At 60.9% G+C, this 12,737-nt stretch carries 9 protein-coding genes; 3 read left to right on the forward strand and 6 right to left on the reverse strand.

The window, feature by feature from the left end:
- Positions 1-11: 11 nt before the first annotated feature.
- The 5 genes from hslU to ACA072_RS01985 form a co-directional block, all read right to left on the reverse strand.
- Entirely contained in the window at positions 12-1,349 is a 1,338-nt protein-coding gene (hslU, locus tag ACA072_RS01965) for an ATP-dependent protease ATPase subunit HslU (RefSeq protein WP_462028929.1), read from the reverse strand.
- Positions 1,350-1,404: 55 nt separating this feature from the next.
- Positions 1,405-1,935, reverse strand: coding sequence for an ATP-dependent protease subunit HslV (hslV, locus tag ACA072_RS01970; protein ID WP_007899242.1), 531 nt, complete (start codon positions 1,933-1,935; stop codon positions 1,405-1,407).
- 300 nt (positions 1,936-2,235) lie between these two features.
- Positions 2,236-2,943 carry an SPOR domain-containing protein gene (locus tag ACA072_RS01975; RefSeq protein WP_219093402.1) on the reverse strand — a complete coding sequence of 236 codons (708 nt, stop codon included), beginning with the start codon at positions 2,941-2,943 and terminating at the stop codon, positions 2,236-2,238.
- 1 nt (position 2,944) lies between these two features.
- On the reverse strand, positions 2,945-4,681 hold the full coding sequence (gene argS, locus ACA072_RS01980) for an arginine--tRNA ligase (RefSeq protein ID WP_497622771.1): 1,737 nt from the start codon (positions 4,679-4,681) through the stop codon (positions 2,945-2,947).
- Positions 4,682-4,917: 236 nt separating this feature from the next.
- Positions 4,918-7,137 carry a primosomal protein N' gene (locus ACA072_RS01985; RefSeq protein WP_497622772.1) on the reverse strand — a complete coding sequence of 740 codons (2,220 nt, stop codon included), beginning with the start codon at positions 7,135-7,137 and terminating at the stop codon, positions 4,918-4,920.
- 291 nt (positions 7,138-7,428) lie between these two features.
- On the opposite strand from ACA072_RS01985, the gene rpmE reads away from it, so the two are divergent.
- The 3 genes from rpmE (at position 7,429) to ACA072_RS02000 (ending at position 9,925) form a co-directional block, all read left to right on the forward strand.
- Entirely contained in the window at positions 7,429-7,659 is a 231-nt protein-coding gene (gene rpmE, locus ACA072_RS01990) for a 50S ribosomal protein L31 (RefSeq protein ID WP_077747612.1), read from the forward strand.
- Between the two features lie 14 nt (positions 7,660-7,673).
- Positions 7,674-8,474, forward strand: a complete 801-nt coding sequence (locus tag ACA072_RS01995) for a thermonuclease family protein (RefSeq protein WP_497622773.1) — start codon at positions 7,674-7,676, stop codon at positions 8,472-8,474.
- Positions 8,475-8,656: 182 nt separating this feature from the next.
- The gene (locus ACA072_RS02000; RefSeq protein ID WP_497622774.1) at positions 8,657-9,925 is read left to right on the forward strand and encodes a malic enzyme-like NAD(P)-binding protein; all 1,269 of its coding nucleotides are present in this window, start codon (positions 8,657-8,659) and stop codon (positions 9,923-9,925) included.
- 238 nt (positions 9,926-10,163) lie between these two features.
- Here the strand turns inward: ACA072_RS02000 and ACA072_RS02005 are convergent, their stop codons facing one another.
- On the reverse strand, positions 10,164-12,608 hold the full coding sequence (locus ACA072_RS02005) for a penicillin-binding protein 1A (protein ID WP_497624935.1): 2,445 nt from the start codon (positions 12,606-12,608) through the stop codon (positions 10,164-10,166).
- Positions 12,609-12,737 lie beyond the last annotated feature (129 nt).

The following is a 12,737-nucleotide window of genomic DNA, read 5'->3' on the forward strand; positions in this document are numbered from 1 at the left end:
GTAAGTATTGCTTACAGGATATAACGGGACAGGTCTTCGTTCTGCGCCAATTCGCCGAGGTGGCTGTTGACGTATTCGGCGTCGATCAGGATCACCTTGTCATCGTGGGCGCTGGCCAGGTCGCCGGCGCTGAACGACACCTCTTCGAGCAGACGCTCGAGCAATGTGTGCAGGCGACGGGCACCGATGTTCTCGGTCTTCTCGTTGACCTGCCAGGCGATCTCGGCGATGCGCTTGATGCCGTCAGGCTGAAACTCGATGACCAGGCCTTCGGTTTTCAGCAAGGCGCAATACTGCTCGGTGAGCGACGCGTGCGGCTCGCTGAGGATGCGTTCGAAGTCTTCCGGCGTCAGCGCCTTCAGCTCGACACGAATCGGCAGACGACCTTGCAGCTCAGGCACCAGGTCGCTCGGCTTGCTCAAGTGGAACGCACCGGAGGCGATGAACAGGATGTGGTCAGTCTTGACCATGCCCAGCTTGGTGTTGACGGTGCAGCCTTCGATCAGTGGCAGCAAGTCGCGCTGCACGCCTTCGCGGGACACGTCGACGCCACCGGAATTGCCGCGCTTGGCGACCTTGTCGATTTCGTCGATGAACACGATGCCGTGCTGCTCGACCGCTTCCAGCGCCTTGGCCTTCAACTCTTCATCGTTGACCAGGCGGCTGGCTTCTTCGTCACGCACCAGTTTCAGCGCTTCCTTGACCTTGATCTTGCGGTTTTTCTTTTTGCCCTTGCCCATGTTGGCGAACAGGCTCTGCAACTGGTTGGTCATCTCTTCCATGCCCGGTGGCGCGGAGATATCGACGCCGGCCATTTCGGCGACTTCGATTTCGATCTCCTTGTCATCCAGCTGACCTTCACGCAGGCGCTTGCGAAACAGCTGGCGGGTGTTGGAGTCGGCCGACGGGGCGTCGTCATTGTTAAAGCCCATGCGTGCCGGTGGCAGCAGGGCGTCGAGGATGCGCTCTTCAGCGGCGTCTTCGGCGCGGTGGCGAACCTTGGTCATTTCCTGTTCGCGCAGCAACTTGATCGCTGCGTCGGCCAGGTCACGAATGATCGATTCAACGTCGCGACCGACGTAGCCGACTTCGGTGAACTTGGTCGCTTCGACTTTGATGAACGGCGCGTTGGCAAGCTTGGCCAAGCGACGGGCGATCTCGGTTTTACCGACACCGGTCGGGCCGATCATCAGGATGTTCTTGGGGGTTACTTCAACGCGCAGCTCTTCGGGCAGCTGCATCCGGCGCCAGCGGTTACGCAGCGCGATGGCGACGGCGCGCTTGGCATCGTCCTGGCCGATGATGTGGCGATTGAGTTCGTGGACGATTTCACGGGGAGTCATGGACATAGTAATTGGCGGTCCTCAAGCAAAAGTGAGCCGTGGCGCTAAGGCCGGAACAGGCTTACTCGGCGAGGTCCTGCTCCTCAATGGTGAAGGTGTGGTTGGTGAATACGCAGATGTCGCCGGCGATGCCGAGCGCGGTTTCGACGATTTCCCGGGCCGACAGATCGGTTTTCTTCAGCAGCGCGCTGGCGGCGGCCTGGGCGTAACCGCCGCCGGAGCCCATGGCGATCAGGCCTTCTTCAGGTTCGACCACGTCGCCGTTGCCGGTGATGATCAGGGAGGCGTCTTTGTTCGCGACCGCGAGCATGGCTTCGAGGCGGCTGAGGGAGCGGTCAGTGCGCCATTCTTTGGCGAGTTCGACAGCGGCGCGCACCAGGTGGCCCTGATGTTTCTCAAGCTGGCCTTCGAAACGCTCGAAGAGGGTGAAGGCGTCAGCGGTGGCCCCGGCAAAACCGGCGATTACCTGGCCGTGGTAAAGGCGACGAACTTTCTTCGCGTTGCCTTTCATCACGGTATTGCCGAGAGAAACCTGGCCGTCGCCGCCCATGACGACTTTGCCGTGGCGGCGAACTGAAACGATGGTGGTCAAGGGAGAGTCTCCACGCAGCGGGGCGAAAATGCCTTATGCCAACTCATATGGGGGTGGTGATGCGTTTTTCAACTGCGGGGCGGGAGAGGGGACGAGCGGTGGGGTTACAGTAAGACATGTGGCGCGGGTGCTGCCGCCATTCGCGAGCAAGCCCGCTCCCACACTGGATCTGTGTTGTTTGCAGATTCCATGGCAAACGAAGATTCAAGGTGGGAGCGGGCTTGCTCGCGAATGGGGCAACCCGATGTGTCAGGCTGCCCAAGGCATTTGCCCCGCCATGATCTGTTGGCGCAGTGCTTTTTACCGGTTCTGGCGTTGTTGTAACAACAGGTTGCTGAAGCCGGCGCCGGACAGTTGTTTCTGCGCCGTGGTCAGTTGTTCGCGGTTGCTGAACGGTCCGACCAAAACCCGATACCAGGTTTCGTCTTTGACCGTGCCGGATTCAACCGCCACCGCCTGGCCCAGCAGAATGATCTGCGCCCGAACCTTGTCCGCGTCAGCCTCCTTGCGGAACGAACCGGCCTGCAAGAAGAACTTGGTCACCGGTGCCGCTTTGGACACAGGCGGTGCTGGCGGCGGAGTGATCCCGGCCAGTGCCGCCTGAGCGCGCGCAGTATCAATTTTCGCCGCTTGCTCAGGCGTGACCGGCGTCGTCGGAACCGCCGGCACTTGTGGCGTCGGCAGGGTTTTCTCCGGCACGGCATCCGGCGGCACGATCACTTCCGATTCCGGCAGCAAGGTGTAGAAGTCGTATTTCGGCTTCACCGGTTGCGTCGGGCTCGGCGGGGTTTTGTTGGCCTCGGCGATCTTGGTGGCTTTCTGCTGCTCGATCTTCTCGCGCTTGACGCTCTCGCTGCCCTTGCCCGGTTCCAGTTTCATCAGGAAAACAATGAACGCGCCGACCGTCAGGCCGATGGCCATCCACAGCCAACCCGGGATCGGTTGTTTTGCAGGAGCTTGGTAACGGCTGGCGCCACGCTTGGGTGCAGGTTTTTTCTTGGCAGCCAACTTACATACGCTCCAGAGTTTCCAGACCCAAGAGTTCCAGGCCTTGCTTGAGAGTGCGGCCAGTCAACGCGGCGAGGCGCAGACGGCTCTGCATTTGCGCCGGGGTGTCGGCGCTGAGGATCGGACAGTTCTCGTAGAAACTGGAGAACAGGCCGGCGACATCGTACAGGTAGGTGCACAGGATGTGCGGTGTGCCTTTTTCGCACACGTTGTTCAGCACTTCACCGAACTGCGCGAGCTTGGCGGCCAGTTCGTGTTCGTGGGCGGCTTCGAGAACGATCTGGCCTTCGACTTCGCTGAAGTCCTTGCCGAGTTTGCGGAACACGCCGGCCACGCGGGTGTAGGCGTACAGCAGGTACGGCGCGGTGTTGCCTTCGAAGTTCAGCATCTGGTCGAAGTTGAAGCTGTAGTCGCTGGTGCGGTGCTTGGACAGGTCGGCGTATTTCACTGCGCCAATGCCCACGACTTTGGCGATGTTGCGCAATTCGTCTTCGGCCAGTTCCGGGTTCTTGTCCTTCACCAGGGTGTAGGCGCGTTCCTGGGCTTCAGTCAGCAGGTCGATCAGCTTCACGGTGCCGCCATCACGGGTCTTGAACGGACGGCCATCGGCGCCGTTCATGGTGCCGAAGCCCATGTGTTCCATTTCCATCGGGTGCGTCACGAAGCCGGCCTTGCGGGCGACCGCGAACACTTGCTGGAAGTGCAGCGCTTGACGCTGATCGACGAAATACAGCGCGCGATCAGCCTTCAACTTGCCGCTGCGGTAACGCACGGCCGCCAGGTCGGTGGTGGCGTAAAGGTAGCCGCCATCAGCCTTGACGATGATCACGGGCAGCGGGTCGCCGTCGGCGTTCTTGAATTCATCGAGGAACACGCACTGCGCGCCATTACTCTCGACCAGCATGCCGGCGGCCTTGAGGTCGTTGACCACATTGATCAGGTCGTCGTTGTAGGCACTTTCGCCCATCACGTCGGCCATGGTCAGTTTGACGTTCAGCAGCTCGTAGATTTTCTGGCAATGGGACAGCGAGATGTCCTTGAACTTGGTCCACAGCGCCAGGCAGTCCGGATCACCGGCTTGCAGCTTGACCACCAGGCCACGGGCGCGATCGGCGAACTCTTCGGATTCGTCGAAGCGTCCCTTGGCGGCGCGGTAGAAGTTTTCCAGGTCTGACAGCTCGTCGCTGGTGATCGGGTTTTCTTGCAGATAGGCCATCAGCATGCCGAACTGGGTACCCCAGTCGCCGACGTGGTTCTGACGGACGACGTCGTCGCCAAGGAACTCAAGCACACGCGCCACGCCGTCGCCGATGATGGTCGAACGCAAGTGGCCGACGTGCATCTCTTTGGCCAGGTTAGGGGCCGACAGGTCGACCACCGTGCGCTGCACCGGGCCGGCCTTGCGCACGCCGATGTGCTCATCGGCCAGGGCGGCGTCCAGGCGAGTGGCCAGGGCATCAGTGTTCTGGAAGAAGTTCAGGAAGCCCGGGCCGGCGATTTCAGTCTTGGTGACGTTTTCATCAGCCGGCAGCGCGGCGATGATTTTTTCCGCCAGATCACGCGGCTTCATGCCGGCCGGTTTGGCGAGCATCATCGCGATATTGCTGGCGAAGTCGCCGTTCTTCTTGTCACGGGAGTTTTCCACCTGGATCGCCGGCGACAGGCCTTCAGGCAACACACCTTCGTTGACGAGTTGGGTGATGGCTTGTTGGATCAGCTGGCGAATGGTGTCTTTCATGGTGTTCTCTTTCGACCGCAAGCGCGGCGGCGCCTGGATGCGCTAGTGGAAAAACTGGGCATTATCCGTTGCGAAGACGGGCTTGCCAACTATAGCGGGCAGGTTATGGATATGCGGTGACAAATAGTCAGCCTTCGCGGGCAAGCCCGCTCCCACATTGGATCTGTGTGCACCAAAAATTCCCTGTGGGAGCGGCGGTGCGACGATTCGATTTGCTCGCGAAGGCGATGGTCCAATCAATACAAATCGACAGGATCGACATCCAGAGACCAACGCACCGCCCGCCCACTCGGCATCTGCTCCAGCACCAGCAACCAATTGCTCAACAGCCGGTGCAACGGCGCCCGGGCCGTGGCCTGCAACAACAACTGCGCGCGATAACGCCCCGCGCGGCGCTCCATTGGCGCCGGCACCGGGCCAAGCAATTCGATTCCAGTCAGATTCTGCTCAGCCAGCAAACGCTCGGCCTCGCTGCACGCCTCATCGAGAAAACCTTCGGCCTGCCCCGGTTTGTGTGCTTCGGCCCGCAGCAACGCCAGATGCGCAAACGGCGGCAATCCTGCCGAGCGACGTTCGCTCAAAGCCTGTTCGGCAAAGGCGAAATAGCCTTGTTCAGTCAACTGCACCAGCAGCGGATGATCGGCGAGGTGCGTCTGGATAATCACCTTGCCCGGCTCTTCAGCCCGCCCGGCTCGGCCCGCAACCTGAACGATCAACTGCGCCATGCGCTCGCTGGCACGGAAGTCGCCGGAGAACAGCCCGCCGTCGGCATCGAGAATCGACACCAGCGTCACCCGTGGAAAGTGGTGCCCTTTGGCAAGCATTTGCGTGCCGACCAAAATGCATGGGTGGCCTTTCTGGATGGTCGCGAACAGCTGATTCATCGCATCCTTGCGCGACGTGCTGTCGCGATCGACCCGCAGCACCGGAACATCCGGGAACAGAATCGCAAGGCGCTCCTCTGCACGCTCGGTGCCGGCACCCACCGGCCGCAAATCGACCTTGCCGCATTTCGGGCAATGCCGGGGCACGCGCTCGACGTAGCCGCAATGGTGGCAGCGCAGTTCGCCGGAGCGCTGATGCACGGTCATCCGCGCATCGCAGCGCTGACACTCGGACATCCAGCCGCAGTCGTGACACAGCAACGTCGGCGCAAAACCGCGACGGTTGAGGAACACCAACACTTGTTGGCCAGCGGCCAGCGTCTGACCGATGGCCTGCTGCATCGGCCCGGAAATGCCGCTGTCCAGCGGACGACTTTTCACGTCCAGGCGCAGGAAGCGCGGCTGCTTGGCACCGCCAGCGCGCTCGTTCAGGCGTAAGAGACCGTACCGACCGGTGTAGGCGTTGTGCAGGCTTTCCAGCGAAGGCGTGGCGGAGCCGAGCACGATCGGGATGTTTTCCTGCCGCGCACGCACCAACGCCAGATCGCGGGCGTGATAGCGCAGGCCTTCCTGCTGTTTATAGGAGCCGTCGTGCTCTTCGTCGATGATGATCAGACCGGGATTTTTCATCGGTGTGAACAGCGCCGAACGCGTGCCGATAATGATGTCGGCGTCACCGTCCCGGGCGGCGAGCCAGGCTTCGAGGCGCTCGCGATCATTGACCCCCGAGTGAATCAGGGCGATGCGCGCATTAAAACGCTGCTCAAAGCGCGCCAGGGTTTGTGGGCCGAGGTTGATCTCCGGAATCAACACCAGCGCTTGCTTGCCGGCTTGGAGGGTTTCGCGGATCAGCTGTAAATAGACTTCGGTCTTGCCGCTGCCAGTGACGCCGGCCAGCAGGAACGCGTGATAACTGTCGAACCCGGCGCGAATCGCCTCATAGGCGGCGCGCTGCTCCGGGTTGAGCGGCAACTCCGGTTGCGCCAGCCAGTGCTCGTGGCGGGCACCGGGAGCGTGCTTGCGGATTTCCACCTGCACCAGATCCTTGGCCAGCAACAGATCGAGGCTGTCCTTGCTCAGCATCAGCTTGCTCAACAACTGATGAGCGACGCCGTGAGGGTGCTGGGCCAATGTCGCCAAGGCTTCTCGCTGACGCGGTGCGCGGGCGATGCGCGGATCATCCAGGCTGGCGCCGGGCGCGGCTGACCAGAAGCGTTCCTGGCGCGCCTCGGCCAGTTCGCCCTGGCGCAACAACACTGGCAGCGCCCAACTCAAGGTGTCGCCAAGGCTGTGCTGATAATACTGCGAGGTCCACAGGCACAGCTTGAACAGCGCCGGCGGCAACGGCGGCGTGGCGTCGAGCAGGGCAAGAGCCGGCTTGAGCTTTTCTACCGGGACTTCGCTGGTGTCGGTGACCTCCACCAGGATCCCGATCATCTCCCGCCGGCCGAACGGCACACGCAGACGCATGCCTGGTTGCAACTGGGCGCGCAGGACCCCGGCCGGGGCACGGTAATCGAACAGACGGCGCAGCGGCGAAGGCAGGGCGAGGCGCAAAATGGCGTCGGGCACGCGGGGGATTCTCTTTGGGCGGGGCAGTAAATGAGAGGCTGGGCGCATAACCTGTGGGAGCGGGCTTGCTCGCGAAAGCGGTGTGTCTGTCAGCATTCATGTCGTCTGGCACACCGCTTTCGCGAGCAAGCCCGCTCCCACATGGACGGTGCTTTGGGTCGGGAGCCTAGCAGACGGTCGGTAGAAGCGACAGCTTGCGCGATTGTCAATGTCTGATAGAATCCGCGGCCTAATTACGTGCGGTATTCAACAATAGTGTTGGGTGGCGGCACGCAGCCCGAGGAAGACACCATGAAAGCTGATATCCATCCAGATTATCCAGTCATTGCTGTTACTTGCAGCTGTGGCAACAAGTTCGAAACTCGTTCGACCTTCGGCAAAGCTCTGCCGATCGACGTTTGCAACGAGTGCCACCCGTTCTACACCGGTAAGCAGAAGACTCTGGACACTGGCGGCCGCGTTCAGCGCTTCGCAGACCGTTTCGGTGCTTTCGGCAAGAAAGCTCCTGCTGCAGCAGAGTAAGGTTCGAAAGCCCCATGGGCTTTACCTTGCTAATGAAAAAGGCGTCCCTCGCGGGCGCCTTTTTTGTGTCCGCGATTTGGCTGTCCGGCGCCCAGGCCTTCTGCCCGGCACCGAGCGGTCTGACACCCGTCGCGGTGCAGCGAGTGGTGGATGGCGACACTTTGCGCCTGAACGATGGCCGCAGTGTGCGCATGATCGGCTTGAACACGCCTGAGCTAGGTAAACAGGGCCGCTCCGACGAGCCGTTTGCCGTTGCTGCGCGCAAACGCCTGGAAGCGCTGGTGGCCGCCAGCGACGGACGCGTGAGTTTGCTGCCCGGTAAAGAAAGCAAAGATCATTACGGTCGCACGCTGGCCCATGTCTACGGTGCCGATGGCGCCAACCTCGAAGCGCAGATGCTCGCCGAGGGCCTGGGTTTTCAGGTGGCGGTCGCGCCGAATGTCGATTTGGTCGTCTGCCAGCAAGCCGCCGAACGCAGCGCACGCCAGGCCGGCCTTGGCCTGTGGCGGCAATCACCTGTACTGAAAGCAGAGCAGATCAACGCCTCCGGTTTCGCGGTGCTCAGTGGTCGTGTGAGCAAGGTTCAGCGCAATCGCGGCGGGGTTTGGATTGAGTTGCAGGACTCGGTTGTATTGCGTGTTGCACCCAATATGCTCGGGCAATTCGATGTGGCATCGCTTGAGCGACTGAAGGGCAAGCAGATTGAGGCGCGTGGCTGGGTGGTGGATCGATCGCGCCGGGGCGGTTTGAAATCCGGACAAGCGCGCTGGCTTCTGCCGCTGACCGATCCATCGATGCTGCAAGCGGCGCCCTGAGAAAAAACTGTAGACATTTTTTCTGTCAATTGTGAACAGTCTATCCCTTGTGTTCCGTGGCTCTTGGCCCAAAGTCGTAAGGCAGGGCGCTTGACAGGGGTGACTGGTCAGTCTTGTGGGGACTTTGCGACACGCGTATCCTCGGCGGTCCGTCTGTCCAACAGTAAAAGCGGAATGCCCACATGTCTGATTTGAAAACTGCCGCTCTCGAATATCACGCCCATCCTCGTCCAGGGAAGCTGAGTGTCGAGCTCACCAAGGCCACCGCTACCGCCCGCGATCTGTCGCTGGCCTACAGCCCCGGCGTAGCCGAACCAGTACGCGAAATCGCCCGCGATCCTGAACTGGCCTACAAATACACCGGCAAAGGCAACCTGGTTGCAGTCATTTCCGATGGCACCGCGATTCTTGGCCTGGGTAACCTCGGCCCATTGGCTTCCAAGCCAGTCATGGAAGGTAAAGGCGTGCTGTTCAAGCGCTTTGCCGGCATCGACGTTTTCGACATCGAAGTCGACTCCGAAAGCCCGCAAGCCTTCATCGACACCGTCAAGCGTATCTCCATCACCTTCGGTGGCATCAACCTGGAAGACATCAAGGCACCTGAGTGCTTTGAAATCGAGCGCGCTCTGATCGAGCAGTGCGACATTCCAGTCTTCCACGATGACCAGCACGGCACCGCGATCGTTACCGCCGCCGGCATGATCAACGCCCTGGAAATCGCTGGCAAAACCCTGGCTGACGCCAAGATCGTTTGCCTGGGCGCCGGTGCGGCCGCCATCTCCTGCATGAAATTGCTGGTGAGCATGGGCGCCAACATCGAAAACATCTTCATGGTTGACCGTACCGGTGTGATCCACTCCGGCCGTGACGACCTGAACCAGTACAAGGCTGTCTTCGCTCACGCGACCGACAAGCGCACCCTGGCTGACGCCCTGACCGGTGCAGACGTGTTCGTTGGCCTGTCCGGCCCGAACCTGCTGAGCCCTGAAGGCCTGAAATCCATGGCTGCCAACCCGATCGTGTTCGCCTGCTCCAACCCTGATCCGGAAATCTCCCCGGAACTGGCGCACGCCACCCGTGACGACGTGATCATGGCGACCGGCCGTTCGGACTACCCGAACCAGGTCAACAACGTACTGGGCTTCCCGTTCATCTTCCGCGGTGCCCTGGACGTTCGCGCCAAGCGCATCAACGAAGAAATGAAAGTAGCAGCGGCCAACGCCCTGCGTGAACTGGCCAAACTGCCGGTTCCTCAGGAAGTGTGCGACGCCTACGGTGGCATCAAGCTGGAATTCGGTCGTGAGTACATCATTCCGAAACCAATGGATGCCCGCCTGATCACCCTGATCTCCGATGCCGTGGCCAAGGCTGCCATCGAGACCGGCGTAGCGACCCTGCCGTATCCAAAGAACTACCCGCTGAAAAGCGTAGATGACGTGTTCAACGGCTAAGTCGTTGTAGCGCTTCAACCAAAAAGCCCCGGCTCATTTGAGTTGGGGCTTTTTTTTGCCTGTGATCGTTCCCACGCTCTGCGTGGGAATGCCTCTACGGACGCTCCGCGTTCGGCTGTGGGAAGGGACGCGGAGCGTCCCGGGCTGCATTCCCACGCAGAGCGTGGGAACGATCATGTGAGGCAATAAAAAGCCCCGCTCTTCTTTCGAAGGCGGGGCTTTTTGCAGCTTTAGCTGATCAGAACAAATCGATCGGCGCCGCTTCATCCGCTGGCAGCGGGCTGCCCGGTGCATTGCCGTTACCCAGCTCATTCACCGACGGTGGCGTGTCCTCGGCCTTGAACAGCTCAAAGTACGCGCCTGGCGTGCCAGGGCTGGCCGCGCGACCGCTGACGGGGTCAACCCGCAGGCTGAGGAGGCCTTCCGGCTCTGCCTGGGTGTGAGGCGGCTTGTCTTTGAGGGCGGCTGCCATGTAGTTCATCCAGATCGGCAGCGCGACGGTGCCGCCGAACTCGCGTTTGCCCAGGCTTTCAGGCTGATCGAAGCCGGTCCAGACGGTGGTCACATAATCGGCGTTGTAGCCGGAGAACCAGGCGTCCTTGGATTCGTTTGTGGTCCCGGTCTTGCCTGCAATGTCACTGCGGCCCAAGGCCAGAGCACGACGGCCGGTGCCGAGCTTGATCACGTCCTCGAGCATGCTGTTGAGGATGTAGGTGGTGCGACCGTCGACAATGCGCTCGGCCACGGCCGGCGTTTGCGGCGCGGCGCCTGGTGCGGCCGGAGCCTCGCCTGGGGTTGCATTGACCGTGAATGCCTGGGCGTCGGTCGGTGCAGCAATGCCGTTGGTCGCTACGTCGCCCTGAGGAACGCTCGGCGGGTTGGCGACGAACAGCGTGTCGCCATTGCGGCTTTCGATCTTGTCGATGATGTACGGGGTGATCTTGTAGCCACCGTTAGCGAAGGTGCTCCAGCCGGTAGCGATTTCCATGGGCGTCAGGGTCGCGGTGCCGAGCGCCAGGGACAAGTTGCGCGGCAGGTCCTGCTTGTTGAAGCCGAACTTGCTGATGTAGTCGATGGTGCGATCGACGCCCAGCGCCTGCACCAGTCGGATCGACACCAGGTTGCGCGACTTGTACAGCCCTTCGCGCAGACGGATCGGGCCAAGGAAGGTGTTGGTGTCGTTCTTCGGACGCCAGACCTTGTCCAGGTATTCATCGACGAACACGATCGGCGCATCGTTGACCAGGCTGGCGGCGGTGTAGCCGTTATCCAGTGCGGCGCTGTACACGAAGGGCTTGAAGCTCGAGCCCGGCTGACGCTTGGCCTGCATGGCGCGGTTGTAGTTGCTCTGCTCGAAGGCAAAACCACCGACCAGCGAGCGGATGGCGCCGTTCTGCGGATCAAGGGACACCAGCGCGCCTTGCGCTTGCGGGATCTGGCTGAATTTCAGCGAATTGTCCGGTTGGCGCTGCACGCGAATCAGGTCACCGACCTGGGCCACGTCAGATGGCTGCTTCGGATTGGCGCCCATGCTGTTGGTGTTCAGGAATGGACGTGCCCATTTCATGGTGTCCCAGGCGACGTGTTCTTCACCGGTGCGGGTAATCACCTGCAGGCCGTTCTTGTCGACCTGAGTGACGATGGCCGGCTCAAGGCTGCTGATGGTCCGCTGTTTGGTCAGCTCGGTGGCCCAGGCCTCGCGAGTCTTGCCCGGCAGGCGCGACTCGGGACCGCGATAGCCGTGACGCTGATCGTAGGTCATCAAGCCTTCGTGGACCGCGGTGTTGGCCATTTCCTGAAGATTGCTCGGCACCGTCGTGGTGACGCGGAAACCTTCGGTGTACGCGTCGCTGCCATAGCGCCCGACCATTTCGGCGCGGGCCATTTCGGCAATGTACGGCGCGTTCACTTCCGGCGTCGGCACGTGGTAGCTGGCGTTCAGCGGCTCGTTGATCGCGGTGGTGTAGTCGGCTTCGGTGATCTTGCCGAGCTTGTACATGCGCCCCAGGATCCAGTCGCGACGTTCCTTGCTGCGGGCCGGGTTGGCCAGCGGGTTGAAGCGCGAAGGGGCTTTTGGCAGGCCGGCGATCATCGCCATCTGCGCCAGGCTGACGTCACGAATCGATTTGCCGTAGTAAACCTGCGCGGCGGCTTCGATGCCGTAGGCGCGGTTACCCAGGTAGATCTTGTTGACGTACAGCTCAAGGATCTCGTCCTTGGTCAGCTGCCGTTCGATCTGCAGGGCCAGGAGAATTTCGGTGGTTTTGCGCGAGAAGCTGCGTTCGCTGGTCAGGAAGAAGTTCTTCGCCACCTGCATGGTGATGGTGCTGCCGCCGGACTGAATGTGTCCGCTTTTGACCAGCTGGGTTGCTGCGCGCATCAGGCTGCTGGGGTCGACGCCATAGTGATTGGCGAAATTGTCGTCTTCAGCACTTAGTAACGCATTGATGAAATTGGGGGGAATGTCGGCGAAACGGATCGGTGTACGGCGCATTTCGCCAAATTCTGCGATCAACTTGTTGTCGCTGCTGTATACCCGCAACGGAATCTGCAACTGGATGCTTCTCAGAGCCTCCACAGATGGCAATCCCGGACTAAGGTAAAGAAACGCGCCGCTCAGACCAAGGAGCAGTCCGCAGAAAACGGCGACGATGGACCAACCGAAAAATTTCAGCAGACGAATCAAGGCTTTGGGATATCCAGGGCAAAGAATGAATTGGGCAACAGGGTTCAGATAACAGGGAACGACCCGCGCTTGCAGTAAAAACCGGAAAAAAACGCTGGGCATTATAAGCATTTTTCCGTCGAGGGC

Source organism: Pseudomonas sp. LBUM1656, from assembly GCF_059716065.1.